The sequence below is a fragment of the Duganella rhizosphaerae genome (assembly GCF_040364205.1).
Classification (GTDB): Bacteria; Pseudomonadota; Gammaproteobacteria; order Burkholderiales; family Burkholderiaceae_D; genus Rugamonas; species Rugamonas rhizosphaerae.
The window spans coordinates 256303-281907 of sequence record NZ_BPWK01000002.1 but is presented as its reverse complement, the minus strand read 5'-3'; the positions used below and the strand labels follow the sequence as shown (position 1 = coordinate 281907).

Annotated in this window: 23 protein-coding genes and 1 other RNA gene; 14 read left to right on the top strand and 10 right to left on the bottom strand. The window is 65.3% G+C overall.

Annotation, left to right across the window (positions count from 1 at the left end; all coding sequences use genetic code 11):
• Positions 1-95: 95 nt before the first annotated feature.
• Together glpK and rnpB are read right to left on the bottom strand one after the other, a co-directional pair.
• Positions 96-1586 carry a glycerol kinase GlpK gene (glpK, locus tag RUGAMON1_RS05205; protein ID WP_445229501.1) on the bottom strand — a complete coding sequence of 497 codons (1491 nt, stop codon included), beginning with the start codon at positions 1584-1586 and terminating at the stop codon, positions 96-98.
• A 66-nt stretch (positions 1587-1652) separates the two neighbouring features.
• An RNA gene (gene rnpB / locus RUGAMON1_RS05200) (RNase P RNA component class A) lies at positions 1653-1996 on the bottom strand.
• Positions 1997-2124: 128 nt separating this feature from the next.
• Between rnpB and RUGAMON1_RS05195 the strand changes: the two genes are divergently transcribed.
• Positions 2125-3828: a thiamine pyrophosphate-binding protein gene (locus tag RUGAMON1_RS05195; RefSeq protein ID WP_445229500.1), complete on the top strand. Its 1704-nt coding sequence runs from the start codon at positions 2125-2127 to the stop codon at positions 3826-3828.
• 83 nt (positions 3829-3911) lie between these two features.
• Here RUGAMON1_RS05195 and RUGAMON1_RS05190 read toward each other — a convergent pair whose 3' ends face one another.
• The 3 genes from RUGAMON1_RS05190 to RUGAMON1_RS05180 all read right to left on the bottom strand — a co-directional run bounded on the left by RUGAMON1_RS05190 (position 3912) and on the right by RUGAMON1_RS05180 (position 6521).
• Positions 3912-4466: a hypothetical protein gene (locus RUGAMON1_RS05190; RefSeq protein ID WP_445229499.1), complete on the bottom strand. Its 555-nt coding sequence runs from the start codon at positions 4464-4466 to the stop codon at positions 3912-3914.
• A 71-nt stretch (positions 4467-4537) separates the two neighbouring features.
• The gene (locus tag RUGAMON1_RS05185) at positions 4538-5614 is read right to left on the bottom strand and encodes a porin (protein WP_445229498.1); all 1077 of its coding nucleotides are present in this window, start codon (positions 5612-5614) and stop codon (positions 4538-4540) included.
• A 631-nt stretch (positions 5615-6245) separates the two neighbouring features.
• Positions 6246-6521: a hypothetical protein gene (locus RUGAMON1_RS05180; RefSeq protein ID WP_445229497.1), complete on the bottom strand. Its 276-nt coding sequence runs from the start codon at positions 6519-6521 to the stop codon at positions 6246-6248.
• A gap of 243 nt (positions 6522-6764) precedes the next feature.
• On the opposite strand from RUGAMON1_RS05180, the gene RUGAMON1_RS05175 reads away from it, so the two are divergent.
• From RUGAMON1_RS05175 to rpoH, 5 genes are all read left to right on the top strand, one after another.
• Complete coding sequence (locus RUGAMON1_RS05175; protein ID WP_445229496.1) at positions 6765-7706, top strand: MerR family transcriptional regulator; 942 nt, start codon at positions 6765-6767, stop codon at positions 7704-7706.
• A 119-nt stretch (positions 7707-7825) separates the two neighbouring features.
• Positions 7826-8878, top strand: coding sequence for a signal recognition particle-docking protein FtsY (ftsY, locus tag RUGAMON1_RS05170; RefSeq protein WP_445229880.1), 1053 nt, complete (start codon positions 7826-7828; stop codon positions 8876-8878).
• 18 nt (positions 8879-8896) lie between these two features.
• Positions 8897-9553, top strand: a complete 657-nt coding sequence (locus tag RUGAMON1_RS05165) for a cell division ATP-binding protein FtsE (protein ID WP_445229495.1) — start codon at positions 8897-8899, stop codon at positions 9551-9553.
• A complete protein-coding gene (ftsX, locus tag RUGAMON1_RS05160; protein ID WP_445229494.1) occupies positions 9550-10470 on the top strand; it encodes a permease-like cell division protein FtsX in 921 nt (306 codons plus the stop codon). The genes RUGAMON1_RS05165 and ftsX overlap by 4 nt, the downstream gene beginning before the upstream one ends.
• 269 nt (positions 10471-10739) lie before the next feature.
• Positions 10740-11639: an RNA polymerase sigma factor RpoH gene (gene rpoH / locus RUGAMON1_RS05155; protein ID WP_445229493.1), complete on the top strand. Its 900-nt coding sequence runs from the start codon at positions 10740-10742 to the stop codon at positions 11637-11639.
• A 132-nt stretch (positions 11640-11771) separates the two neighbouring features.
• On the opposite strand, the gene RUGAMON1_RS05150 is transcribed toward rpoH, so the two are convergent.
• Positions 11772-12035, bottom strand: a complete 264-nt coding sequence (locus RUGAMON1_RS05150; protein ID WP_445229492.1) for a hypothetical protein — start codon at positions 12033-12035, stop codon at positions 11772-11774.
• A 136-nt stretch (positions 12036-12171) separates the two neighbouring features.
• On the opposite strand from RUGAMON1_RS05150, the gene RUGAMON1_RS05145 reads away from it, so the two are divergent.
• Entirely contained in the window at positions 12172-12663 is a 492-nt protein-coding gene (locus RUGAMON1_RS05145; protein WP_445229491.1) for a hypothetical protein, read from the top strand.
• Positions 12664-12681: 18 nt separating this feature from the next.
• Positions 12682-14442, top strand: a complete 1761-nt coding sequence (gene ggt / locus RUGAMON1_RS05140; protein WP_445229490.1) for a gamma-glutamyltransferase — start codon at positions 12682-12684, stop codon at positions 14440-14442.
• A 12-nt stretch (positions 14443-14454) separates the two neighbouring features.
• Here the strand turns inward: ggt and RUGAMON1_RS05135 are convergent, their stop codons facing one another.
• Positions 14455-14685, bottom strand: a complete 231-nt coding sequence (locus tag RUGAMON1_RS05135) for a hypothetical protein (protein WP_445229489.1) — start codon at positions 14683-14685, stop codon at positions 14455-14457.
• A gap of 112 nt (positions 14686-14797) precedes the next feature.
• Positions 14798-15928, bottom strand: coding sequence for a cytochrome P450 family protein (locus RUGAMON1_RS05130; RefSeq protein ID WP_445229488.1), 1131 nt, complete (start codon positions 15926-15928; stop codon positions 14798-14800).
• A 122-nt stretch (positions 15929-16050) separates the two neighbouring features.
• On the opposite strand from RUGAMON1_RS05130, the gene lepB reads away from it, so the two are divergent.
• From lepB to RUGAMON1_RS05105, 5 genes are all read left to right on the top strand, one after another.
• A complete protein-coding gene (gene lepB, locus RUGAMON1_RS05125; protein WP_445229487.1) occupies positions 16051-16731 on the top strand; it encodes a signal peptidase I in 681 nt (226 codons plus the stop codon).
• A gap of 68 nt (positions 16732-16799) precedes the next feature.
• Positions 16800-17540: an ABC transporter ATP-binding protein gene (locus RUGAMON1_RS05120; RefSeq protein ID WP_445229486.1), complete on the top strand. Its 741-nt coding sequence runs from the start codon at positions 16800-16802 to the stop codon at positions 17538-17540.
• Positions 17537-19939 (top strand): CPBP family intramembrane glutamic endopeptidase, encoded by a 2403-nt coding sequence (locus RUGAMON1_RS05115; RefSeq protein WP_445229485.1) that lies wholly within the window; start codon positions 17537-17539, stop codon positions 19937-19939. Before RUGAMON1_RS05120 ends, RUGAMON1_RS05115 begins: the two co-directional genes overlap by 4 nt.
• A 99-nt stretch (positions 19940-20038) precedes the next feature.
• A complete protein-coding gene (locus tag RUGAMON1_RS05110) occupies positions 20039-21109 on the top strand; it encodes a DJ-1/PfpI family protein (RefSeq protein WP_445229484.1) in 1071 nt (356 codons plus the stop codon).
• Between the two features lie 22 nt (positions 21110-21131).
• Positions 21132-22127 carry a GlxA family transcriptional regulator gene (locus RUGAMON1_RS05105; RefSeq protein WP_445229483.1) on the top strand — a complete coding sequence of 332 codons (996 nt, stop codon included), beginning with the start codon at positions 21132-21134 and terminating at the stop codon, positions 22125-22127.
• A gap of 19 nt (positions 22128-22146) precedes the next feature.
• Here RUGAMON1_RS05105 and RUGAMON1_RS05100 read toward each other — a convergent pair whose 3' ends face one another.
• Together RUGAMON1_RS05100 and garD are read right to left on the bottom strand one after the other, a co-directional pair.
• Positions 22147-22956, bottom strand: coding sequence for an NAD-dependent epimerase/dehydratase family protein (locus tag RUGAMON1_RS05100; RefSeq protein WP_445229482.1), 810 nt, complete (start codon positions 22954-22956; stop codon positions 22147-22149).
• 17 nt (positions 22957-22973) lie between these two features.
• Positions 22974-24536, bottom strand: coding sequence for a galactarate dehydratase (gene garD, locus RUGAMON1_RS05095; protein WP_445229481.1), 1563 nt, complete (start codon positions 24534-24536; stop codon positions 22974-22976).
• A 293-nt stretch (positions 24537-24829) separates the two neighbouring features.
• Here garD and RUGAMON1_RS05090 point away from each other — a divergent pair, with 293 nt between their 5' ends.
• Positions 24830-25573: a FadR/GntR family transcriptional regulator gene (locus RUGAMON1_RS05090; protein WP_445229480.1), complete on the top strand. Its 744-nt coding sequence runs from the start codon at positions 24830-24832 to the stop codon at positions 25571-25573.
• The last annotated feature ends 32 nt before the right edge of the window (positions 25574-25605 follow it).

Here is a 25605-nt window from a genome sequence, read left to right as displayed (position 1 = left end):
GACTCAGCAACCCGAAGCAGAAATCAGCAGATTTCAGCAAGGAGAGCAGCATGGTTGCTACAACGAGCGCGCATGCCTCCCTCCCCACTAAACTGCTACCGCGCCGCTTCCCAGCCGCGCGAGCGCTCGACCGCGCGGCCCCACTGCGCCAGCAACTCGGCGCGGCGCTCGGCCGACATGGCCGGCTCGAAGCGGCGCTCGCACGACCATTGCGCGGCGATTTCTTCCTGCGTCTCCCAGAAGCCCACCGCCAGCCCGGCCAGATAAGCCGCGCCCAGCGCCGTGGTCTCGGTCACCTTGGGCCGCACCACCGGCACGCCCAGCAGGTCGGCCTGGAACTGCATCAGCAGATCGTTGCGGGCCGCGCCGCCGTCGGCGCGCACCTCGGTCAATGGAATGGCGGCGTCCTTCTGCATGGCCGCCATCAGCTCCGCGCTTTGATAGGCGATCGCCTCCAGCGCCGCGCGGGCGATGTGGCCGCGGTTGCTGCCCCGGCTCAGGCCGACCAGCGCGCCGCGCGCATACGGATCCCAGTGCGGCGCTCCCAGGCCGACAAAGGCCGGCACCATGAACACGCCGCCGCTATCGGGCACGCTGGCGGCCAGCGCCTCGACCTCGCCGGACTGCTGGATGATGCCCAACCCGTCGCGCAGCCACTGCACCGTGGCGCCGCCCATGAACACGCTGCCCTCGAGCAGGTAATCGGTGGCGCCGTCGACCCGCCAGCCGACCGTGGTCAGCAGCCGGTTGTGCGAGGCCACCGCATGCCGCCCCAGGTGCATCAGCATGAAGCAGCCGGTGCCGTAGGTATTCTTGACCATGCCGGGCTTGTGGCAAGCCTGGCCGAAGGTGGCGGCCTGCTGGTCGCCGGCGATGCCGGCCACCGGGATCTCGGCGCCGAACAGCGCGGCCTTGGTGTGGCCCACCTCCTCGCTGGACGACACCACCTGCGGCAGCATCTCCTCGGGAATGTCGAACAGGTGCAGCAGGTCGTGATCCCAGCGCATCAGGTGTATGTTGAACAGCATGGTGCGCGAGGCGTTGCCGACGTCCGTCACATGGCGCCCGGTCAGCTTGTAGGTCAGCCAGCTGTCGATGGTGCCGAAGGCCAGCGCGCCGTGGCGCGCCCGCTCGCGCGCGCCCGGCACGTGGTCGAGCAGCCATTTGAGTTTGGTGGCGGAAAAATAGGCGTCCAGCTCCAGGCCGGTGATGGCGGTGATTTTCTTGGCCTTGCCGTCGGCGCGCAGCACTTCGCAGGTGTCGGCCGTGCGGCGGTCCTGCCAGACGATGGCCGGCGCGATCGGCTCGCCGCTCTTGCGGTCCCACACCACGGTGGTCTCGCGCTGGTTGGCGATGCCGATCGCCAGGATCTGGCTGCCGTCGACGTGGTTGTCGTGCAAAACCTTGCGCGCCACGGTGAGCTGGCTGTTCCAGATCTCGTTGGGATCGTGCTCGACCCAGCCGGGCTGCGGGAAATGCTGCGGAAATTCCTGCGCCGCGCTGCCGCAGATATGGCCCTGATGGTCGAACAGGATGGCGCGCGAGCTGGTGGTGCCTTGATCCAAGGCCAGTATGTATTTTTTCATCGGCAAAGTCCCCGGGAGCGCCGCGGCGTGCGCGTCGGTCCCGCGGCAGCCGCGAACATCGTTATTAGTTGAAGCAAGCCGATAGGCCGGATTTTGTTACGGCGCAGGCGAACCTGCGCTATGACAGCCATTCCTCTAGGCGCTGGATTACTCCAGCGCTCAAGCTTCCTACCCGCACGCTCCGCGAGCAGCATCATCGCGTGCCTATTTGGAATTGCACCAGGTGGAGGTTACCGCGTTTCACCGTAACTTAATACGCTCGTCTCTGTGGCCCTATTCCTCGCCTTATACCTTGGGCTTGCGCTTGCGGCTTTCAGCGGACGGCCGTTAACCGTCACCCCGCTCTATGGAGTCCGGACCTTCCTCCCGCCAGGCATTACGCGCTGGCCAGCGGCTGTCTGGCTTGCTTCAGCCGCTATTGTAACAGCCCGCCCCCCTAATTCTGAAATTTGGTGTCGCCATTAGAAAAGCCGGCCGCTATGCCCAGCCGTAGAATGCAGCATACCGAACTTATACCCAGACCCCGATAAGGCCAGACATGACGCAACCATCCCGCACCGGCGGCCAGATCCTGGTCGACGCCCTGAAGATCCACGGCGTCGACACCGCTTTCGGCGTACCCGGCGAAAGCTATCTGGACGTGCTCGACGCGCTGCACGACTCCGACATCCGCTTCATCATCAACCGCCAGGAAGGCGGCGCCGCCTTCATGGCCGACGCCTACGGCAAGATGACCGGCAAGCCCGGCATCTGCTTCGTCACCCGCGGCCCGGGCGCCACCAACGCCTCGATCGGCGTGCACACCGCCTTCCAGGACTCGACCCCGATGATTTTGTTCATCGGTCAGGTCGGCAACGACTTCGTCGACCGCGAAGCCTTCCAGGAGATCGACTACCGCCGCATGTACGGCCAGATGGCCAAGTGGGTGGCGCAGATCGACCGCGCCGACCGCGTGCCCGAATACATCGCCCGCGCCTTCCAGATCGCCACCAGCGGCCGTCCCGGCCCGGTGGTGCTGGCGCTGCCGGAAGACATGCTGACCGCCGTCGCGGCCGTGGCCGACACCCGCCGCTACCAGCCGGTGCAGGCCTCGCCGTCGGCCGCGCAAATCGACCAGGTGCGCGCGCTGCTGGCCGGCGCCAAGAAGCCGCTGGTGCTGCTGGGCGGCGGCGGCTGGAACGCGCAGGCCTGCGCCGACCTGCAAGCCTTCGCCGAAGCCAACCACCTGCCGGTCTCGTGCGCGTTCCGCTTCCAGGACCTGCTCGACAACGCCCACCCGAACTACGTCGGCGACGTCGGCATCGGCATCAATCCCAAGCTGGCCGCGCGCGTGCGCGAGGCCGACGTGATCCTGGCCATCGGCCCGCGCCTGGGCGAGATGACCACCGGCGGCTACGCGCTGATCGCCGCGCCGGTGCCAAGCCAGCGCCTGATCCACGTGCACGCCGACGCCGAGGAACTGGGCAGCGTCTACCAGGCTGAACTGATGATCAACAGCGGCATGCCGCAGATGACGGCGATGCTGGCGGCGATGGCGCCGGTCGACTCCAGCGCCTGGCAAGGCACGGTGGCCGAAGCCCGCGCCGAGCTGGCCGCCTGGCAGCGCCAGCCGCCGATCTTCCAGGACGGCAGCGCGCCGCTGGACCTGTGGCAGGTGGTGCAGCAGATCGACAAGATCGCCCCGCACGACACCATCATCACCAACGGCGCCGGCAACTACGCCACCTGGGCGCACCGCTTCCACAGCTACGGCGGCATGCGCACGCAGCTGGCGCCCACCAGCGGCGCCATGGGCTACAGCGTGCCGGCCGGCGTCGCCGCCAAGATCATCGATCCGGCGCGCACCGTGATCACCTTCGCCGGCGACGGCGAGTACATGATGAACGGCCAGGAGCTGGCCACCGCCGTGCAGTACCGCGCCGGCGTGGTCATCATCGTGTTCAACAACGGCATGTTCGGCACCATCCGCATGCACCAGGAGCTGCACTACCCTGGCCGCGTGTCCGGCACCCAGCTGCACAACCCGGACTTCGCCGCGCTGGCGGTGGCCTATGGCGGCCACGGCGAGGTGGTCGAAGCGACGGCGGACTTCGCGCCGGCGCTGGAACGCGCGCTGGCCTACGCCAACAGCGAGCAGCTGCCGGCCGTGATCGAGCTGCGCTACGACGGCAACCTGATCACGCCGGGCGCCACGCTGGACACCATCCGCAAGAACGCGCAGGCCGCCAAGGCCGCGAAGTAAGCACAGAAGCACAGGGGGTCAGTTCCGGCATCGTGCCACGCGTGGCACGATGCCGGAACTGACCCCCAATAAAAACCGCCGGCTCAAAGGCCGGCGGTGGTGGTCTTGCCGCCCTCGATGACCGGGGCCGGCGCTTCTTCTTCCAATTCTTTCTTCTGCCTGGGCGCCGGGCAGGCGCGGCAGGCGCCGGCCTTGCGGCCGAAGTCCGTCACCAGCGACAGCCGCATCGGCACCGCCGCGTCGCCGCAATAGCCGCCGTCCAGCACCAGCGTCTTGCCGCCGTCGGCCAGCGTGCCGCTGATGGTGCGCTCGTCCTCGTCCGGCGGTTGCACGGTGAAGTACAGCTGCTTGCCGCGCGGGTCGATGGTGACGTCGCTGGCCACCACCGGCCAGCTCAGGCCGCCGGCCGTGTATTCATACAGCACCGTATCCACTTCTGAAAACCGTTGCAGCGTGATGCGCTGCCCGCCGAACTCGCCGCTATCCATGTGAATGCACAGGTCCGAGTACACCACCATGCCGTAGCGCGGCAAGGTGCCCGCCGCGGCCGGCTTGCGCGCCAGCTTGGGCGCGGCCCACACCGCGCAGGAAGCCAGCAAAATGGCGCCGGCTAGCACGGCGCGTCGGGAGGTCGTCATGGTAACGGCTTTCAGAAATGAACAACGGCTGCACCAGGCAGCCGTTGTGGATTCTAACTGATTAGATCAGATTAGAACGAGTGACGCATGCCGATGTTGAAGGCTTTGTCGCCCGAACCAGCTTCGGTGTTGTTACCAACGGTGTAGCTAGCGCCGTTTTTGTTTTTGATCTTAGCGTAAGCAACGTAGGTGCTGGTGCGCTTCGACAGAGCGTACGAGTAGCCAACTGCCCACTGATCTGCATCGTGGTTAGCGACTTCTTTGTCGTTCTTGCGGGTGTACGAAGCCATCAGGGTGCCGTTAGGACCGATAGGAGCGGTAGCACCGATCAGAGCAACGCTGCTGTCTTTCGAAGCGGTAGGAGCGACAACGTAGCCGAATGGGTTGTTGCCGTTAGCCAGAGCCGAGCTGTTGGTGCCCTTGTCTTTGCTGTAAGCAGCGAAAGCTTTAACCACGACGAAGTCGTAGTTGGCAGCGATCAGGGTGTTGCGGCCGATGTCGGTGCTCAGCTTAGGAGCAACGGTGTCGTTGTTACGTGCATTGTAAGCAACGCGAACGTTCAGAGGACCGTTCGAGTAGCCAGCCCATGCGCCGATTTGGCGTTGTGCCGATGCGTCGCCAGCTTGCTCGCCTACCGAGTAGGACACTTCGCCCTGGAAGCCTTCGATCGATGGCGACAGGTACACGATAGCGTTGCTGTTGCGGGTGTTGTTGCCAGCCACGCCGAACAGGTTCTTGGCGGTACCAGCGTAGCCCATTGCGAACGGGTCAGCCACGTCGCGCACGGTTTCGTAGTAAGGGGTGTACTGACGGCCCAGGGTCAGCTGGCCGGCGGTGGTCGATTTCAGACCAACGTACGATTGACGGTTAGCGATCGAACCAGCAACATCGGACTCACCGGTGTCAACTTTAACGCCCGATTCCAGCACGAAGACAGCGCTCAGACCACCGCCCAGATCTTCCGTACCTTTGAAACCCAGACGGGAGGCCGAGCCTACGCCGCTGGTGACTTTGGTGGTGTTAGCAACGCCGCCGCGCTCGCTGACGATACCGGCATCGACGATACCGTAGATCGTGACGTTCGATTGTGCAAATGCTGCCGAGCTCATTGCGCCCAGGACGGACATGGCGATAAGGGATTTTTTCATTACGTGTTTCCTTCAGTTGTGTTGCTGTAAAAAGGTAAAGCTAGTATTGCGGCGTGTTCGGTGCTTATCGGCGCCTTCTGCAGCGCCGTCTATGCGTGAGGGCAAACTCCCCAGCTGCCACTATGCGGTCCCGGCTGCGGGACGCGTTCACTTAAGTTGCGGCCGATTTAATCGACGCCGGCTTTATCGCAGCGCAAAATGCGCCAGAGGCGGCACTATACTGATGCTTTGCTTGTCGATCAAGTGTAAAAGCGTTCATCTTGCCTGCCTTTACCCCCGCCCGTTTTCAAAACAACAGCATTTTACCGCATCGCAATATTTCCTGCCGAGTAAGCCAAAACTAGCCCGGTAATTCCGCCCGATGCATCCATTGCAGCATCCCGTTGTGCAGGCTGCCCGAGTGACAAATGCAAGCGCTAGGCATGCGTGACTACATCGTTGTCGGACCAAGTAAAAATAGCCACTTTGCTATTTCTGACGCCATTTTATACTGAAGCACCCCGCCGTTCGCCTCGACTCAATGGTAATAAGCTTACAACTCAGGACTTTGTTTGGCAGTTTATGTCGGCAAAATAGCCCCGCGGCCAACTTTGTTCATAGTGTTAGCCCTTTATTTGTGTAGGAAATTTTGTCAGCCGCGCAAGGTGTTGCACTGCATCAGCAATTTGTAAGAAATTGCTACGTGTTGCCAATTAGAGACAGATTGAGCGACAAGTCTTGCAAAAAACGATGGAATGTTGTGTGAATCGCGCAGCATCTGCATGAATCCCATGCATGTGGCGCGGCACCCCGCCGGGCTTGATCTGGCGCACAAAAAAGGCCCGCAGCCGCCGTCCGCCAGCGAAATGTCGCTGGCCGCAACAGATATCAGGATATTTTTCACATCGTTGCAAAATATCTTGTCCATGACAAAACAAGGGGAAAGCCCTTATTCAGTTCATTAGTTCTGTATGTCAACTGTGTGTCGTGGACAAGCACTTTTTCATAGCGAAAACCCGGCAAAACCCGATAGCGCGCACCATACTTTCGGGCGCAAATCGAATGTAAAATGCAGGTCGCGCAACCCAGGCCCGGCCTGTTCGCGCACTGTGCACCTGGACCCCGTGCCAACCCTCGCGACTGTCAAATAAATGGCGGCCGCTTATGCCTGATGACTATTAAAGTTTCCTCACAAACAGTTCCCAGCACGATCAGCGACGTCGAGCGCGACACCGGCGTCGCCAAGGAAACCCTGCGCGTGTGGGAACGGCGCTACGACTTCCCGCAGCCGCTGCGCGATCCGAACGGCGAACGGGTCTATCCGGTCGAGCAAGTCCACAAGCTGCGACTGGTCAAGCGGCTGATCGACCTGGGCTACCGCCCGGGCAAGGTGATCCAGTACACCACCCCCGAGCTGCAGGCGCTGAGCGGCCAGGCCACCGGCGGCCAGGCCGCCAGCGCCACGCCGCCGGCGCTGCAGGGCTACCTGGACCTGTGCAAGAGCCACCAGATGGAAGCGCTGCGCCGCAAGCTGTCGCAGGCGCTGCTGATGATGGGCCTGAAAAGCTTCGTGATCGAGCTGGTGGCGCCGCTGACCGCGCTCATCGGCGAAGCCTGGGCCAGCGGCGCCCTGGCCACCTTCGAAGAACACTTATATACCGAGTCGCTGACGGTGGTCATGCGCAGCGCGATCTTCGCCATGCCGCAGGCCAACGCCAGCAACCTGGGCGCGCCGCGCATCATGCTGACCACCCTGCCGCAGGAGCGCCACGGCCTGGGCCTGCTGATGGCCGAAGCGATGTGCGTGGCCGAAGGCGCGCACTGCATCTCGCTGGGCGTGCAGACGCCGCTGCCCGACATCGTCGAGGCGGCGCGCGTGCAGCGGGTCGACATCATCGCCCTGTCGTTCTCGGTCGCCATGAACCCGCGCCAGGCGCTCGACGCCCTGGCCGAACTGCATACCCGCCTGGGCGGCGGCATCGAGCTGTGGGCCGGCGGCGGCAACGCCGCCTTCAAGCGGCGCCGCCCGCCTTACGTGCGGGTCTACGCGCTGTCCGACATCAGCGTCGCCATCGCCGAATGGCGCCAGCGCAACGTCCCCGCGGCCGGCTGAAACGTTGTCATTCCGGTAGCATGGTCGGGCGGACGGGCCGCGCTCTGGTAAAATAGCCGCATTTCCCCGTGTCCGGCGCTGCCGGCCATCAGCTTGAAGCGCCCCCCAACCACATGTCCATGTTTAGTTTCTTCAAGAAAAAACCCGTCGCCCCGGAAGTGCCTGAGGTCAAAACCCCGGCACCGGCCCCCACCCCAACCGCCGCCACGCCCGCCTTTGCCGCGCCGCTGCCCGACCCGCTGCCAGAGTTGCTGCCGATCGAGGAACCGGCGCCGAAACTGTCGTGGATGTCGCGCCTGAAGGCCGGCCTGTCCAAGACCTCGAACAACCTGTCCATCCTGTTCGTCGGCGCCAAGATCGACGACGCGCTGTACGAGGAACTGGAAGCGGCGCTGCTGATGTCCGACGCCGGCGTCGACGCCACCCAGTACCTGCTCGACGCGCTCAGGCAAAAGGTCAAGGACGACAAGCTGCTCGACGCCGCCGCCGTCAAGGCCGCGCTCAAGCAGCTGCTGATCGAGCTCTTGACGCCGCTGCAACGCCCGTTCGAGCTGGGCCGCCACCAGCCGACCGTGATGATGATTTCCGGCGTCAACGGCGCCGGCAAGACCACCACCATCGGCAAGCTGGCCAAGCACATGCAGACCCACGGCCAGTCGGTACTGCTGGCCGCCGGCGACACCTTCCGCGCCGCCGCCCGCGAGCAGCTGATGGTCTGGGGCCAGCGCAACAACATCACCGTGATCTCGCAAGCGTCGGGCGACCCGGCCGCCGTCTCCTTCGACGCCGTGCAGTCCGGCAAGGCCAAGGGCCTGGACGTGGTGATGATCGACACCGCCGGCCGCCTGCCGACCCAGCTGCACCTGATGGAAGAGCTCAAGAAAGTCCAGCGCGTCATCGGCAAGGGCATGGAGGGCGCGCCGCACGAAACCTTGCTGGTGATCGACGGCAACACCGGCCAGAACGCGCTGGCCCAGGTCAAGGCCTTCGACGACGCCCTCAAGCTGACCGGCCTGGTCATCACCAAGCTCGACGGCACCGCCAAGGGCGGCGTGCTGGCCGCCATCGCCCGCGTGCGCCCGGTGCCGGTGTACTTCATCGGCATCGGCGAAAAGATCGAAGACCTGCAGCCCTTCGTCGCCGCCGAATTTGTCGAAGCCCTGCTGGGCTAACCCCACCGATAAGCCTCCATGATCGAATTTCGCAACGTCTCGAAACAATATTCCCCCGACGCGACGGCGCTGCGCGACGTCTCGTTCACGGTGGCCAAGGGCGAGCTGGTGTTCCTGGCCGGCCCCTCGGGCGCCGGCAAGTCCACCCTGCTGAAAATGATCGCCGCCGTCGAGCGCCCCAGCGCCGGCCAGGTGATCGTCAACGGCCAGGACATCGCCCGCATCAAGCCGGCCGCCGTGCCGTTTTTGCGGCGCAACCTGGGCCTGATCTTCCAGCAGCAACGGCTGCTCACCGACCGCTCCATCCTGGCCAACGTCATGCTGCCGCTGCTGGTGACGGGCGCCTCGCGCGCCCAGGCCGAGCAGCGCGCCCGCGCCGCGCTCGACAAGGTCGGCCTGCTGGAGCGCGCCCACGCCCAGCCGCTGGCCCTGTCCGGCGGCGAGCAGCAACGGGTGTCGATCGCGCGCGCCATCGTCAACCGCCCGCAAGTGATCCTGGCCGACGAACCGACCGCCAACCTGGACCGCGCCAGCGCCAACCAGGTGCTCGACGCGCTCAAGGCCTTCCATTCGGTCGGCGTCACCTGCCTGATTTCCAGCCACGACGAGCAGATGCTGGACGCGGCCGCGCGCGTCATCCATCTCAAGCAAGGTCAACTGGAGGTGCCGGCATGACGCTGTGGTTCCGACAACACCGCTACGCGCTGGCCGCGGCGCTGGTCCACCTGCGCCGCTCGCCGGGCGGCTTTTTGTTCAACATATTAGTGGTGGCGATCGCGCTGGCGCTGCCGTTCACCGGCGTCACCCTGCTCGACAACGTGCGTCCGATGTCCGAGCAGCTGTCGGTCGATCCCGAGATCAGCGTGTTCCTCAAGCTCGACACCCCGCGCGAGCAGGCCGAGGCGCTGGCCGTGGCGCTGCGCCAGACCGTCCGCGACAAGCAGGCCAAGATCATCTTCACCCCGCGCGAAAAGGCGCTCGACCAACTGAAGGACAAGAGCGGCCTGGCCGACGTGCTGTCCACGCTGGGCGACAACCCGCTGCCCGACAGCTATGTGCTCAAGCTGGACGCCTTCCGCAACGCCCAGGCCGGCGGCGACGTCGACCAGCTGGCCGAGCAGATCCGCGCCCTGCCCGGCGTCGACACGGTGCAGGTCGATTCGGCCTGGGTCAAGCGGCTGGCGGCGCTGCTCAACGTGCTGCGCCTGGCGCTGCTGCTGCTGGCGGCCACCCTGGGCACGGTGGTGATCGCGGTGATCTTCAACACCATCCGCCTGCAGGTGATGACCCAGCGCGAGGAAATCCTGGTGTCCAAGCTGATCGGCGCCACCGACAGCTTCATCCACCGTCCCTTCTATTACACCGGCGCCCTGCTGGGCCTGTGCGCCGGCGGCGTGGCGCTGGGCGCGGTGTCGCTGGCGCTGCGGCCGCTGAACATCGCGATTGCCGAATTTGCAAGATTGTACGCTTCCGAATTCCAGCTGGCGCCGCTGCCGCCGCTGGCCATGGCCGGCCTGCTGGCCCTGTCGGCCGGCCTGGGCCTGGTCGGCGCGCTGCTGTCGGTGCAGCGCCACCTGTCCCGCCTGAACTGATCCCCCGCCCTTCCGTGCGTGCGCGCACGGAAGGCTCCCTCCCCGCCGCCTAGCATTAAGTCCTGCCTAAGCTCCGGCGCGCATGCTTGATCAAAGACCACCATGATGCTGAAAAACCTCATAGCCTTTTGCTATCGAAGTAATTAATATCGGGTGATTGGCACTCAACGAAGGAGAGTGCTAATATACGTGGACTGAAGAGCAAAACAGTTCTCTACAGCATCAAGCAACATTAAGAATAAGCAATATCATCGAGCGAAGGAATGAATATGACTATGATGTCCGCACCGACTGCCTTGGTACCTGCGACCAATAGCGCCCTGGGACTCGGGTTCACTGGCAACCTGGGCAACCTGGACGCCTACATTTCGGCCGTCAATCGCCTGCCGATGCTGACGCACGACGATGAAATTTCGCTGGCCAAGCGCCTCAAGGAAAAGAACGACCTCGGCGCCGCCCAGGAACTGGTGCTGTCGCACCTGCGCCTGGTGGTGTCGATCGCCCGCGGCTACTTGGGCTACGGCCTGCCGCACGCCGACCTGATCCAGGAAGGCAATATCGGCCTGATGAAGGCGGTCAAGCGCTTCGATCCGGACCAGGGCGTGCGCCTGGTGTCGTACGCGATGCACTGGATCAAGGCCGAGATGCATGAGTACATCCTGAAAAACTGGCGTCTGGTCAAGGTGGCGACCACGAAAGCGCAGCGCAAGCTGTTCTTCAACCTGCGCAGCCACAAGACCGGCCTGGACGCGATGACGCCGACCCAGATCGACAGCCTGGCCAAGCTGCTGGACGTCAAGCGCGAAGAAGTGATCGAGATGGAAACCCGCCTGAGCGGCCGCGACATCGCGCTGGAATCGCCGAACGACGACGAAGACGACAAGTTCGCGCCGATCGCCTACCTGTCGTCGGAGGCCAGCGAGCCGACCCGCGTGCTGGAAGCCGAACAGGTGACCCGCCTGCAATCGGAAGGCCTGGAAGAAGCGCTGGGCAAGCTCGACGCCCGTTCGCGCCGCATCGTCGAAAGCCGCTGGCTGGCCAACGACGACGGCTCCGGCGCCACGCTGCACACGCTGGCGGAGGAATTCGGCGTCTCGGCCGAGCGCATCCGCCAGATCGAAGTGGCGGCGCTGAAAAAAATGAAGGGCTCGCTGGCCGCTTACGTCTGAACCCACCCCGTCTGCAGTGAGCGATACGCTTGCTGCGCCGCCTGGGGGTCGGACCCCGAACGGGGTCCGACCCCAGTTGGCAGTGCGGGGTAAAAAAAGCCGCCCGGTTCGCGCCGCGCGGCTTTTCCTGTCTTACGCTGCCAGGCTTTGCGCCAGCAGCTCGCCGACCAGCTGGTTCAGGTCGACGTCACGTTCCTTCGCCCTGGCGTGCAGCTGCTGCACCAGGTCGCCGTTCAGCTTGACCGCGAACGGCACCAGCCCCAAAGCCTGATCGCGCTTGCGCTGCTCGCGCTTGTCGACCACCTCGGCCACCTTGCCGAAGCTGGCGGCGCCAGGGGCGGACATCTGGCCCATTAATTTTTTAGCGTCGCTTTTCGCCATGCCAGTCTTTTTCATTTTGTTCAGTCAATGTGATTCAGGGCCCCTATTCTACGGCACATAGTTTGACCCAGCGCTGCAAAGCTGCGGTTCGTGCGCCGCCGGCATGATCTTTTTGCTAAGCTTGCCGTCTACTTCGAGGGAAGAGGTATTTATGAAATCTACATTGTTAAGGCAGTTGATCATCCTGCCGCTGCTGGTGGCGGTGATGGCCCTGCTGCATGCCTGCGGTTCCGCGTCCGCCGTCAACCGCGCCGCCGCCGCGCCGCAGGCGTTCTCGCAGACCTACGTGCTGACCCAGGGCGCCAGCGTGGCCATCGCGCCGGCCGCCACGCCCGGCGTCAGCGGCGCCACCGCCGGCGCGCCCAGCCTCAAGCTGGAGCGCGTCAACGACAGCCGCTGCCGCGTCGGCGCCGTCTGCGTCTGGGCCGGCTACATCAGCTACAGCTTCGCGCTGACCGCGCCCGACGGCACGACCAGCAACTTCGTGCTGTCCGACAGCATGCCGAACGCCAGCGCCAGCGTCACGCAAAACGGCCTGACCTTCACGCTGACCGGCGTCGAGCCGCAGGCGGTCCCTGCCAAAAATGAAGCCGCGCCGGATTATCGGGTAAGCTTGAGGGTGAGCAACGCACCCTCATCCTAACCCGGACCCAGCGCACCCATGACCCAGCCCCGCCGCCCCGCCCGCACCGTTCTCGTTTCCTCCATCATCCTGACGTTGATCCTGCCGCCGGCGGCCTGGGCCAAGACCCCGGTCGCCACCGGCAGCGGCGGCGCCGTCGCCACCATCAGCGAACCGGCGTCCAAGGCGGCGCTGGCCATCCTCAACCAGGGCGGCAACGCCATCGACGCCGCCGTCGCGGCGGCCGCCACGCTGGGCGTGACCGATCCATTCAGCTGCGGCATCGGCGGCGGCGGCTTCATGGTGATCTACCTGGCCAGGGACAAGCGCGTGATCACCATCGACCACCGCGAAACGGCGCCCGCCAACTTCACGCCCACCGTGTTCCAGCACGACGGCAAGATCATGGACTTCGACACCGTGGTCGCCAGCGGCATGTCGGTCGGCGTGCCCGGCACCGTGCGCGGCTGGCATGAAGCGCTGGACCGCTACGGCTCGATGTCGTTCAAGCAGGTGCTGGCGCCGGCCATCGCCGTGGCCAGCGACGGCTTCGCCGTCAACGCCAACTTCACCCACCTGGTCGAAGACAGCGAGGCCAAGTTCCGCATGTTCCCCGACACCGCCGCGCTGTACCTGAAGAACGGCAAGGCCATCCAGCCCGGCAGCACCCTGCGCAACCCGGGCCTGGCCAAGGCCTACCGCGAACTGGCGGCCGGCGGCGTCAAGGCGTTTTATGAAGGCAAGATCGGCCGCGCCGTGGTCGACGCCGTGAACCAGCCCAAGGTCGCCAGCGGCGTGCAGGTGCGCGCCGGCCAGATGACCATGGCCGACCTGGCCAACTACGAAGCGCGCCTGCGCCAGCCGGTGCACAGCACCTATCGCGGCTACGACTTGTACGGCATGCCCTTGCCGAGCAGCGGCGGCATCGCCATCGCCGAAGCGCTCAACATCCTCGAAGGCTACGACCTCAAAACCATGCCCAAGGAGAAGGCCGAACACCTGTATCTGGAGGCGAGCCGCCTGGCCTTCGCCGACCGCAACGCCTACCTGGCCGATCCCGAATTCGTCGAGGCGCCGGTGGCCGGCCTGCTGAGCAAGGACTACGCCGCGCGCCGCCGCGAGCTGATCAACCCGAACCAGGCCAGCGTGCAGGCGCCGGCCGGTGATCCGTATCCGTTCCAGAACGACATCAGCGTGCCGCTGCGCCCCAACGCCAACAAGCTGCTGGCCGAAGGCGCGCACACCACCCACCTGACCGTGTCGGACAAGGATGGCAACATCGTCTCCTACACCTACACCATCGAATCCTGGGGCGGCAGCGGCATCGTGGTGCCGGGCTACGGCTTCCTGCTGAACAACGAGATGACCGACTTCGACTTCTCCGGCCCGGCGCCCAACGTGCCGGAAGCGGGCAAGCGTCCGCGCAGCAGCATGTCGCCGACGCTGGCCTTCAAGAACGGCAAGCCGGCGTTCTCGATCGGCAGTCCGGGCGGCGCCACCATCATCACCACCGTGCTGCAAACCATCTTCAACTACGTCGACCTGGGCATGAGCATGCCGGAAGCGCTGAACGCCCCGCGCCTGTCCGAGCGCAACGGCAGCGCCACCGACGTCGAGCCGGGCTTCGCCGGCAGCGCGCAGGCCAAGGCGCTGGAGAAGACCGGCCAGCACTGGAACAAGCCGGAAGAAATCGGCGCCGCCAACGCGCTGGTGTTCAACCCCGACGGCACCATCACCGCCGTCAGCGAAGGCCACCGCCACGGCGCCGGCAGCGCGCTGGTGCAGAAGGCGGCGCACTAGGGATGGTTCAAGTCACGGCAGGGTCAAGTCCATACCCAGCATCCGGATAAGGACGAAGGTGACGAGTCCCAGGCCCAGCAGCGACAGCAAGAAGGCTGCGGCCACCTTGCCGCCCGCGCGCAGCACCGCGCGCGTCTCCTTCGCCGTCTTCCCTTGATCGTAATGCCACTTGATGGCGAAGAACATGCCCGTGCCGAGCACGAGAAACTTGAACGTAACGAAGACTACAGGGATCCATTCCATCGTTTTGAGTCTTTCCAGGCTATGACCTGACACTATCCAAGCAGGCATACTACTTAAAAGCAATTTCCATACATCGAGACAAATTGTCCCAGTTGGAAACCATGCAAGCAATTTAGCCGAAGACCGGCAGGCGGGCGTTGGGCGAACGGCGATAGGTCCAGCTCAGTGTCCGCAGCCAATCCGATTCGGACCGCCCCGCCAGTTCGGCCATCAGCGCAGCCATCGCGCCGGCGGCCAACGCACAGGCCAGCGCCTGCCCCGGGCACGCGTGGACGCCATGTCCAAAACCGAATTCACGCCCCAGCCCCCGCGGATCGCGATTGGCCGCCGCCAGCACCAGCAATATCGTTTGCCCGGCCAGCAATGGCACGCCGCCGATCTCGCAGTCGTTCGCCACGAAACGGCGCGTGTTCTGAATCGGCGGATCGAAGCGGCTGACCGCCTGCACCAGCGCGGCCGCATCCTGCGCGCCGCTGCGCTGCTCCGCCGATTGACGCGCCAGCGCCAGCACGCTGTTGCCGATCAGCCCAGCCGTGGCTTCGTAAGTTTGCGACAGCAGGCCGACCAGATTGGCCAGCAAGCCATGCGACTCGCTCCACCCCACCGCCTGCGCCTCGGCGATCACCTGCGACAGCAGACTGTCCGCCGCTGCCGTCGATGCCGCATCGCGCAGCAATTCCTTGAAGCTGTCCAGCAGCGCCAGCGCCGCCGCATGCGCGCGTTCGATCTGCGACGCATCGCTGTACGGCGACAGGCAGGCCACGAACTCGCCCATCCACGCCGCCACCGCCGGCAACTGGTGGTCCGCAAACCCCAACAGGCTGGCCATCGCCGACACCGGCACTTCGAACATCCACGAAGCCAACCCGTCGTCGCGCCACAAGCGCCGGCCGATCAGCGCCGCGCGCTGTTGCGCGGCCTGCGCGCTCACGCCGGCCAGCGCCCGCTGCAAGGCCAGCTTGGGCGCGGCATGCCGCTCGCCGTCGTTCATGCGCACCAGCGCGCCGAACACCTGCCCCGCCGCGCCGCCGGCGATGGCCGCCGGCACCGGCTCGGCCAGAGGCCGCACGCGACAATCGGGATGCTCCATCACCGCCATCACATCGGCGGCGCTGGCGGCGATCCACAGGCCCAGGCCGGCGTCGAAACGCAGCCCTTGCACCGCCGCCAATTCGTCATAGTATGGATAAGGGTCGGCATGCGTCACCGCAGCGAGCGCATGTTGGGGATAGGTAGGATTCATGTGACCAGAATGCCACCATTTTCGCCGCGATAGTTAGGCCTGCGCCGAAGTAAGCCCGCCGCTAAGCCATGTTTAAGAATCCGCCAACAAACTAAGCCACCGATACCACTCTGGGAACCGCAATGAAAAACTGGGCGCGCGCCAACAAAGGCTTCTTACTCTTCCTGATGCTGTTCGGGATCTTCCGCACCGCCGTCGCCGACTGGAATCCGATTCCGTCCGCCTCCATGCATCCCAACCTGCTGGAAGGCGACGTGGTGTTCGTCAACCGCCTGGCCTACAACGTCAAGCTGCCGCTCACCGACGTCGTCATCGGCACCACCGGCGAACCGCAGCGCGGCGACATCGTCACCTTCTCCTCGCCCAAGGACGGCACCCGCCTGATCAAGCGCCTGATCGCGCTGCCGGGCGACCGCGTCGAGATGCGCAACGAGCAGCTGATCATCAACGGCCGGCAGGCCGGCTACTCGGCGCTCGGCCACGCCACCGAATCCATCAAGGGCCTGGGCGACATCGCCGCGCTGCACGTCGGCGAAGCCATCGCCGACGCCCGCGCCCACTCCATCCAGCTGATGCCGCAAGTGCAGGCGCGGCGCGATTTCGCGCCCGTCACCGTGCCCGCCGGCCAGTACATGATGTTGGGCGATAACCGCGACAACAGCGAGGACTCGCGCTACATCGGCCTGGTGCCGCGCGCCCTGCTGATCGGCCGCGCCGAGCGCGTGCTGGCCTCGGCCGACATCACCGGCAACTGGCATCCCCGCACCGAGCGCTTCGGCATGAGCCTCTACCCGACGCCGTAAGCCCCTCCCCGCCGGCCCCCGGCAGTGCTATGATCAGTAGAAAATCTCATAACATTGTCGGGAACCATATGATCGAATTCCAGGGACTGTCCAAAATCTACGGCGGCTTCAACGCCGTCAAACCCCTGAACCTGACCGTCAGGCGCGGCGAGGTATTCGGCTTCCTCGGCCCCAACGGCGCCGGCAAGACCACCACCATCCGCATGATGATGGGCATCCTGGTGCCCAGCGCCGGCCACGTGCTGATCGACGGCCTCGATTGCCACGCCGAGCCGGCCGAAGTCAAACGGCGCGTCGGCTACCTGCCCGACACCCCCATCTTCTACGACTACCTGCGCGGCCGCGAGATCCTGCAATTCGTCGGCGAGATGCACGGCTACTCGCGCGCCGAGGCGACCGAACGCGGCGCGCGCCTGCTGGCCGAATTCGGCCTGGAAGAAGCGGCCGAAGACTACGCCGTCAACTACTCGCTGGGCATGAAAAAGCGCCTCGGCCTGGCCTGCGCGCTGATCCACGATCCGGCGGTGCTGATCCTCGATGAACCGATCAATGGCCTCGATCCGCGCGCCTCGCGCGACGTGCAGGAGCGCCTGCTGGCGGCGGCCGCGCGCGGCGTCACCATCTTCGTCTCCACCCATCTGCTGGACATGGCGGAAAAGCTGTGCGACCGCGTCGGCATCATCCACCACGGCCAGTTGGTCGCCACCGGCACGCTCGATGAAATCCGCGCCGAGGCCTCGGCCAGCGGCTCGCTGGAAGACGTGTTCCTGAAGATCACCGACGAAGCCGCAGAGGAGCAGGCGGAATGACGCAGCAGGCGGCCCAGCCGCTATCGCAGGCGCGCGCCATCTGGCTGATGACCAAAATGCGCCTGACCCGCCAGCGCAACATGGTGGCCAATAACCTGTTCCGCAAATTCAGGGGGAAGAACAAGCAGAAGAAGGCGCGCGACGGCATCGCCAAGACGAGCAGCATGTGGGTGCTGACCGTGGTGATGGTGTTGTTCATGGCCTTCTCCTTCGTCGGCCTGTCGCGCAACGTGGTGCTCAACATGGGCTGCCACCTGGTCGCCGACAGCGCCTGCCACGTGGTAGAGAAAGACGGCGAACGCCGCGACAACATGGAACTGACCGCCGACGAGCTGCATCAGGCGCCGTTCCAACCCGAGCTGGCGCACGGCCTGACGATGGTCATCACGCTGCTGTTCGGGATCGCCGTCCTGCTCCCCCTCGGCAGCAAGGAGCTGGCGCAACCAGACTGGGACATGGAATGGCTGGTCACCATGCCGGTCGAACGCTCCACGCTGTTGTGGGGACGGCTGCTGGAACGCAGCGCCGCCAACTTCAGCGGCATGTTCGCGCTGCTGCCGCCGCTCGGCATCATCGCGTGGTACTCGGGCCTGGGCTGGTTCGCACCGCTGGCCGCGTTGGCGGCGCTGCTCGTGCTGCTGCCGCTGGCCGCGTTGCTGCACACGCTGGCCGACACCGGCTTGCGCATGTGGCTTCCGGCATCGCAGCTGCGCAATCTGCAAGCGGTCACCGGCTTGTTCAGCATGCCCTTGATCTACTTCGTCATGGCGCTCGGCATGCCCGGCGCCAGCGGCTTCGTGATGGACTGGGCGCGCGCCTTCCCGGCGTGGGCCGGCTGGACGCCGCCAGGCCTGGTGCTGCAAGCGATGCAGGCGCCCGGCATGGCGCAAGCCGCGCAAGCGGTCGCCCTGCTGCTGGTGCAGACGGTGGTGCTGATATCGGCCGGCGTGGCGCTGATGCGCTACCAGCTGCGCAACGGCGTCGTCAACGCGGGCTCGCGGGAAAGCGTGCGGCGCAAACAGCCGGCCATCGGCGGGGCCGGCGCATCGGCACGCGGCGGCCTGCGCGCCTGGCTGTCCGGCGCCATGTCGCCGATCAAGCGCCGCGAGCTGCGGCTGCTGAGCCGCGACCGCAACTTCCTGGTGCAAACGCTGGTGCTGCCGGTGGTGATCGTGGTCAGCCAGATGATCTTCAACGGCAAATTGAACAGCTTCGCGGAACTGGGCCAACATCACACCACCACCGCCGCCATCGCCTTCGGCATCGGCGTCTACGTGCTGATGCTGTCGGCCTTCCAGACGCTGAACAACGAAGGCCAGGTCCTGTGGCTGCTGTACACCGTGCCGCGTTCTATCGAAAGCGTGTTGAAGGAAAAGGCCCAGCTGTGGGGAACGCTGACGATGCTCTACCCGCTGGTCGTCATCGGCATCAGCGCCTGGTACACCACGCACTTCGAATGGTCGATGCTGGTGCTGCTGCTGACGGTCTTCGCCGGCATCCCGATCTACTCGCTGATCGCCGTCTCGCTCGGCGTGTTCGCCTGCGATCCGCAGGCGGTCGATGCGCGCGCCCGCGTGCGGCCGACCTACATCTACCTCTACATGCTGCTGGCCAGCTTCTACACCTGGTCGATCTACAGCAGCGTGTGGTCGCAGAAACTGGTGGTGATGGTGCTGGTCGCGTCGATGGCGCTGGCGCTGTGGCAGAAGGCGCGCGACGCCCTGCCCTACCTGCTGGACCCGGCCGCCGCGCCGCCGCCGCGCGTCTCCACCTCGGACGGCCTGATCGCCGCCACCGCGTTCTTCATCATGCAGGGCCTGGCCACGCTGTTGCTCATGCGGGGCGCGACGACGCCCACGCTGAAAGCCGTGACCATCGCGTTCGCGGCATCCGGCCTGCTGGTCTATGTGCTGATGCGCTTCGTCTACTGGCGCAGCAAGACCACCGGCGTGCCGGCCATCCTGCGCGGCGGCGACACGGCGCTGACGCTGGGTTACGGCGCCATGGCCGCCGCCGTGGCCTGCGCCGCCGGCCTGGCCTACATGGCCGGCCTGCAGCACTCGTCGCTGTGGCCCGAGATCGCCAGGCAGATGTCCGCATCGGCCGGCCCGCGCGGCTGGCTGCTGGCATTGGCCGTGCTGGCGGCGCCGCTGTTCGAAGAATTCATCTTCCGAGGGCTGATCTACGGCGGCTTGCGCCGCTCGATGCCTGCGGCGCCGGCCATGCTGATGAGCGCAGCCATCTTCGCCGTCGTGCATCCGCCGGTCTCGATGCTGCCGGTGTTCGTGCTCGGCCTGTGCACCGCCTGGACCTATGAGCGCAGCAAGACCCTGCTCGGCCCGATGCTGGTGCATGCGGTGTACAACGCCGTCATCCTGTCCTGGCAGTTCTGGATGTAGCAATCAAAACCGCCGTGGCAGGAATTGACTGTTTTATGTCATCCTGCCACGGTCCGCGCGCCGGATAATCCCTGTCAAACCACACACAGGGCCGTCACCATGCGCAAACTGATCTACCTCTTCCTGCTGATCGGCCGACTGGCCACCGCCGGCGATATTCCAGCTTATCAGGACCGCTTCGGCCGCGCCAAGCCGCTGGTCGCCGTGGTCGGCGAAAACAGCGGCACCGAGCTGACCGATTTCGTCATCCCCTACGGCATACTTGCCCGCTCGGGCGCGGTGCAGTTAATGAGCGTCGCCACGCAAACCGGTCCGCTGTCCATGCGCCCGGCGCTGAAGCTCCAGCCCGACGCCACCACCGCCGAATTCGACCAGCGCTACCCGCAAGGCGCCGACTATGTGATCGTGCCGGCCGTCGTCAAGCCGGACGACACCACGCTGGTGGCCTGGGTCGCCGCCCAAGGCGCAAAAGGCGCCACCGTCGTCAGCATCTGCGACGGCGCGCTGATCGTCGCCAATGCGGGCCTGTTCAAGGGCAAGCGCGCCACCGCGCACTGGGCCACCGAATCCTATCGCAAGGAGCACTACCAGGACGTGCAATGGGTCAGCAATATCCGCTACGTCGCCGACGGCAAAGTCATCTCCAGCGCCGGCGTCAGCGCCGCCATGCCGACCGCTTTGGCACTGGTGGAAGCCATCGCCGGCACCGCGCGCGCCACCGAAGTGGCGCAGCAGATCGGTGTCGCCGACTGGAGCACCACCCACGACAGCGACATCTTCCGTCCACGGCTGGGCACCAACCTCACCGCTTACATCGCCGGCTACACCAATCAGTGGTTCCACTCCCGCGACGACATCGGCGTTCAGGTCACGCCGGGCATGGATGAAATCACGCTGGCCTTCACCGCCGACGCCTGGTCGCGCTCCAAGCGCAGCAAGGTCTATTCGGTCGCCGCGAGCGCCGAACCATTGCAATCGCGCTCCGGCCTGACCATCGTGCCGGATCGCGTGCAGGGCGCGGCCGATGCGCCGGAGCTGCTGCCGGCCACCGCCGCGGCGGCCATGCCCGCCCAGGCGCTCGACCGCGCGCTGGAAGGATTGGAGCAGCGCTACGGCCACCGCACCGCCCTGCTGGTCGCGCTCGAATTCGAGTATCCTTCCTACCATTGAAGCCCGCCACGCGAGTACCGTCATGCCGTCAAAGAAAACCCTGCGCGTCGTACTGCTCGCCTACGACGACATGAACCTGCTGGACCTGTGCGGCCCCTTGCAGGCGCTCACCACCGCCAGCAAGCGCCACACCGGCAAGGGTCCTGCGCTGTACGAAACCATCGTCGCCTCCGCGGACGGCGGCCTGATTACCACCAGCGCCGGCCTGCCGGTGATGACGGTCGCCATCGCCACGCTGGACGGCCTGGCCATCGACACGCTGATCGCTCCGGGCGGCTGCAAGGGACAGGAATACTACGCGCCGCCGGCGCTGGTGAACTGGATCGTGCACCGGGCGCCGCAGGTGCGCCGCCTGTGTTCCGTCTGCACCGGCGCCTTCCTGCTGGCAGCCGCCGGCCTACTGGACGGCAAGCGCGCCGCCACGCATTGGGAATGGGTGGACCGCCTGCAAAAACAGCACCCCGGCATCGCCATCGACGCCGACAAAATCTTCATCAAGGACGGTTCGGTATGGACCTCGGCCGGCGTCAGCGCCGGCATCGACCTGACGCTGGCGCTGATCGAGGAGGATTACGGCCATCACGTCGCCATCGAAACGGCGCGCCAGCTGGTGATGTTCATCAAGCGCACCGGCGGCCAGTCGCAATTCAGCGTGCCGCTGGCGGCGCAGGCGCACGAAGGCGGACGCTTCGACGACCTGCACGCCTGGGTCGCCGCCAACCTGCACGAAAACCTGACCGTGGACCGGCTGGCGGAACAAGCCGGCATGACGCCGCGCACCTTCGCCCGTACCTACGCCAGCCAATCGGGACGCACGCCGGCCAAGATGGTGGAAGCGATGCGGCTGGAAGCCGCCTGCCGCGCATTGGAGAAGACCATGCTGCCGCTGAAAACCATCGCGGCCAACACCGGCTATGTGGAAGAGCAGAACCTGCGGCGCGTGTTCCAGCGCCAGCTGGGCGTGAGCCCAAGCCAGTACCGCAGCCGGTTCTCCGGCCACGGCGCTATCGCGTTCTAGTCCGCAGCACTGCTGCGGCCTAGTCTTTGTACTGCGGTCCGGACATCAGGAAGCCGCCGCCCTGGTAGATGGTGGCCACATCATCCTTGGGCGGATAGGCGCCGGTGTCCGGGAAGTTCGCCGCAAAGCGCGTCGAGCTATCCTTGGGATTGAAGCCCAGATGCGCCGCCTTGCTGTTATCCCACCAGCTGCCCGGATTGGCCGACGCGCCAAACAATATCGTATGGCCCACGCGCGGCGTGAACAGCGATACCCGCAGCGACTCCACCAGATCGTCGTAGCTGAACCACGTCACCAGCATGCGCGGATTGACCGGCTCCGGGAACGATGAGCCGATGCGCAGGCACACCGTCTCGATACCGGCGCGGTCATAGTAGTAGCGCGACAGCGACTCGCCGAAGCATTTGCTCACGCCATACAGGCTGTCCGGCCGCATCGGGCTGTCGGCATCGATGTAGTCGGTGGTCTTGTAGTAGCCGATGGTGTGGTTGGAACTGGCGAACACCACCCGCTTGACGCCGTGCTTGTGCACCGCCTCATACAGGTTGTAGGTACCGGCGATATTGGCCGCCATGATGTTCTCGAAGGTGTTCTCGGTCGAGATGCCGCCGAAGTGCAGCACCGCGTCCACGCCTTCCAGCAGCTTGAACACGGCGGCCTTGTCGGCCAGGTCGCACTGGACGATTTCCTCGCCCTCGCGGGCTCCGCCCATGTCGCCGATATCGGACAGGCGCACCACATCGGCCCAGGGCTTGATGCGCTCGCGCAGGATTTTACCCAGGCCGCCGGCGGCGCCGGTCAGCAGCAATCGTTTGAATGGTTTGGTCATGATTCAGTCTCTTGTTATCAGGTCACCGGGGCCGGGTTGAACAGCACCAGTGCGTTATGCAGCTTCCATTTTTCCGCCCACGTGCGCCGTCCGCTGGCGACATCGAGCAGCAGCTGGAACATCTCCCAGCCGACGTCCGCGATCGTGGCCTCGCCGCTGGCGATGCTGCCGGCGTTGATGTCCATCAGGTCATGCCAGCGCGCCGCCAGCTCGTTGCGGGTGGCGACTTTTATGACCGGCACTGCGGCCAGTCCATACGGCGTGCCACGGCCGGTGGTGAAGATATGCACGTTCATGCCGGCCGCCACTTGCAGCGTGCCGCAAATGAAATCGCTGGCCGGCGTGGCGGCGTAGATCAGGCCTTTTTGCGTCAGCTTCTCGCCCGGCGACAGCACGCCGGAAATCGGGCTGCTGCCGGATTTGACGATCGAGCCCATCGCCTTTTCGACGATGTTCGACAAGCCGCCCTTCTTGTTGCCGGGCGTGGTGTTGGCGCTGCGGTCCACGCCGCCGCGCTTGAGATAATTGTCGTACCACTCCATCTCGCGGATCATGGCCTGCGCCACTTCCGGCGTGGCCGCGCGTGAGGTCAGCTGGTCGATGCCGTCGCGCACCTCGGTCACTTCGGAGAACATCACCGTGGCGCCGGCGCGCACCAGCAGGTCGGTGGCATAGCCCACGGCCGGATTGGCGGTCACGCCGGAGAAGGCGTCGCTGCCGCCGCACTGCACACCGACCACCAGCTCGGAGGCAGGCACGGTCTCGCGGCGGCGCTGGTCCAGCGCCGCCAGGTTGATCTCGGCCTGCTTCATGATCGAATCGATCATCGACATGAAGCCCACATGGGCCGCATCCTGCAAACACACCAGCGCCGGATCGGCGCCGCCGCCGTTCTGGATCGGGATCGAGCCCTTGGGGAACAGGCGCGCCGGTTGCAGCTTCTCGCAACCCAGGCTGACCACCATCGCCTGCCCGCCGAAATTCGGATTCAGGCTGATATTGCGCAGCGTGCGGATCGGCACCATCGCGCCCGGCGCATCGATCGCCACGCCGCAGCCGTAGGTGTGCTCCAGCCCCACCACGTCGTCGACGTTGGGATACTTCGGCAGCAGTTCATCCTTGATGCGCTTGACCGCGAACTCGACCACCCCCGCCACGCACTGCACGGTGGTGGTGATGGCCAGGATGTTGCGCGTGCCGACGCTGCCGTCGGGATTGCGGAAGCCTTCGAACGTGTAGCCCTCCAGCGGTTCGGCCGGCGGCGGCAGCCTGGTCGATATCGGCAGGTTGACCAGTTCGCGCGCGGGCGGCATCTCCACCTGCGGCTCGGCGACCCAGCTGCCGGCGGCGATATCGTGCGCGGCGTAGCCGATGGTGACGTTGTAGCGCCGCACCGGATCGCCCTTGGCGATGGCGCACAGCGCCACCTTGTGCCCCTGCGGCACGGCTTCCCGCAGCACCAGGCCGTCGGCGAAGACCGCGCCGGCAGGCAGGCCGCCGTCGTTGACGACGATGGCGACGTTGTCGTTGTCGTGCATGAGGATGTAGCGCGGCGTACCTGTGATCGTCGGTGTCGGCATGTGTATTCCTTGTCTTCCTGTTCCGGGCCCTGCGTCCCGGCGAACGTTGTTTTTCGCGTTGTTTTTGCGTAGTTTTGTGCGCTGCAAAAGTGGTCAGGCCACTTCAAAGCCGGCCGGACCGGCGCCGTTTGTGGCCTTGGCACCACAGGCGAAAACGGCTTGTTTGCTGGGCTACAGCCCTGTAAACTCGCCCTTCCCGCAGCTGCATGACGATTTTAGTATGACAGCTAAAAATTAATTTGGCTAGTCCACATTGCATATTTGGTCTGACCACCTTAGAATGGCCTGACCAGATGGCGATATCCAAGCCACCCTACGAATACGAGACACAGATGCTGAAAAAGACTTCCGCCCCTGCCGATGGCACCGCCCACGAACCGCGTCTGTACCGCGTGGTGGCGGACCGCATCCAGGACCTGATACGCGAAGAGAAGATCGCCGGCGGCGAGCGCCTGCCGTCGGAGCGAGACCTGGCCACCAAGTTGAGCGTCAGCCGCGCCTCGCTGCGCGAAGCGCTGATCGCGCTGGAACTAGGCGGCGTGATCGAAGTGCGCGGCGGTTCCGGCGTCTACGTCAGCGAAGTGCCGGAACCCTCGGCGGCCGACCTGCCCGAAGCCGGCCCCGGTCCGTTCGAAGTGCTGTCGGCGCGCCGCCTGATCGAATCCGAGATCGCCGCCATCGCCGCCCGCGTCGCCACCGACGGCGCCATCGACGCCATCCTCAAGGCCGTCGTCGAGATGGAGCAGAACCACCACAATTATTCGAGCAACGAGAACGCCGACCGCAACTTCCACCTGGCGATAGCGCGCGCCACCGGCAACAGCGCGCTGGTCGGATCGCTGGACTACCTGTGGGACCAGCGCGGCCGCCTGTGGCACAAGCTGAAAGAACACTTCCAGACCGAGGAACTGCGCCAGGAAACGCTGAAGGACCACCGCCGCATCCTGGAGGCGATCGCCGCCCACGATCCGGCGGCAGCGCGCAAAGCCATGCGCGCCCACCTGGAACGCGTGACCCGCACCTTCTCGCGCGGATAAGAAGTTGTAGCAAGCAGTAAGGCAGTAGCGCA

Excerpts from the sequence above, each read along its gene's own strand:
- glpK (WP_445229501.1), bottom strand. The coding sequence starts at position 1,586 with ATGAAAAAATACATACTGGCCTTGGATCAAGGCACCACCAGCTCGCGC.
- RUGAMON1_RS05195 (WP_445229500.1), top strand. The coding sequence starts at position 2,125 with ATGACGCAACCATCCCGCACCGGCGGCCAGATCCTGGTCGACGCCCTG.
- RUGAMON1_RS05190 (WP_445229499.1), bottom strand. The coding sequence starts at position 4,466 with ATGACGACCTCCCGACGCGCCGTGCTAGCCGGCGCCATTTTGCTGGCT.
- RUGAMON1_RS05185 (WP_445229498.1), bottom strand. The coding sequence starts at position 5,614 with ATGAAAAAATCCCTTATCGCCATGTCCGTCCTGGGCGCAATGAGCTCG.
- RUGAMON1_RS05180 (WP_445229497.1), bottom strand. The coding sequence starts at position 6,521 with ATGGACAAGATATTTTGCAACGATGTGAAAAATATCCTGATATCTGTT.
- RUGAMON1_RS05175 (WP_445229496.1), top strand. The coding sequence starts at position 6,765 with ATGACTATTAAAGTTTCCTCACAAACAGTTCCCAGCACGATCAGCGAC.
- ftsY (WP_445229880.1), top strand. The coding sequence starts at position 7,826 with ATGTTTAGTTTCTTCAAGAAAAAACCCGTCGCCCCGGAAGTGCCTGAG.
- RUGAMON1_RS05165 (WP_445229495.1), top strand. The coding sequence starts at position 8,897 with ATGATCGAATTTCGCAACGTCTCGAAACAATATTCCCCCGACGCGACG.
- ftsX (WP_445229494.1), top strand. The coding sequence starts at position 9,550 with ATGACGCTGTGGTTCCGACAACACCGCTACGCGCTGGCCGCGGCGCTG.
- rpoH (WP_445229493.1), top strand. The coding sequence starts at position 10,740 with ATGACTATGATGTCCGCACCGACTGCCTTGGTACCTGCGACCAATAGC.
- RUGAMON1_RS05150 (WP_445229492.1), bottom strand. The coding sequence starts at position 12,035 with ATGAAAAAGACTGGCATGGCGAAAAGCGACGCTAAAAAATTAATGGGC.
- RUGAMON1_RS05145 (WP_445229491.1), top strand. The coding sequence starts at position 12,172 with ATGAAATCTACATTGTTAAGGCAGTTGATCATCCTGCCGCTGCTGGTG.
- ggt (WP_445229490.1), top strand. The coding sequence starts at position 12,682 with ATGACCCAGCCCCGCCGCCCCGCCCGCACCGTTCTCGTTTCCTCCATC.
- RUGAMON1_RS05135 (WP_445229489.1), bottom strand. The coding sequence starts at position 14,685 with ATGGAATGGATCCCTGTAGTCTTCGTTACGTTCAAGTTTCTCGTGCTC.
- RUGAMON1_RS05130 (WP_445229488.1), bottom strand. The coding sequence starts at position 15,928 with ATGAATCCTACCTATCCCCAACATGCGCTCGCTGCGGTGACGCATGCC.
- lepB (WP_445229487.1), top strand. The coding sequence starts at position 16,051 with ATGAAAAACTGGGCGCGCGCCAACAAAGGCTTCTTACTCTTCCTGATG.
- RUGAMON1_RS05120 (WP_445229486.1), top strand. The coding sequence starts at position 16,800 with ATGATCGAATTCCAGGGACTGTCCAAAATCTACGGCGGCTTCAACGCC.
- RUGAMON1_RS05115 (WP_445229485.1), top strand. The coding sequence starts at position 17,537 with ATGACGCAGCAGGCGGCCCAGCCGCTATCGCAGGCGCGCGCCATCTGG.
- RUGAMON1_RS05110 (WP_445229484.1), top strand. The coding sequence starts at position 20,039 with ATGCGCAAACTGATCTACCTCTTCCTGCTGATCGGCCGACTGGCCACC.
- RUGAMON1_RS05105 (WP_445229483.1), top strand. The coding sequence starts at position 21,132 with ATGCCGTCAAAGAAAACCCTGCGCGTCGTACTGCTCGCCTACGACGAC.
- RUGAMON1_RS05100 (WP_445229482.1), bottom strand. The coding sequence starts at position 22,956 with ATGACCAAACCATTCAAACGATTGCTGCTGACCGGCGCCGCCGGCGGC.
- garD (WP_445229481.1), bottom strand. The coding sequence starts at position 24,536 with ATGCCGACACCGACGATCACAGGTACGCCGCGCTACATCCTCATGCAC.
- RUGAMON1_RS05090 (WP_445229480.1), top strand. The coding sequence starts at position 24,830 with ATGGCGATATCCAAGCCACCCTACGAATACGAGACACAGATGCTGAAA.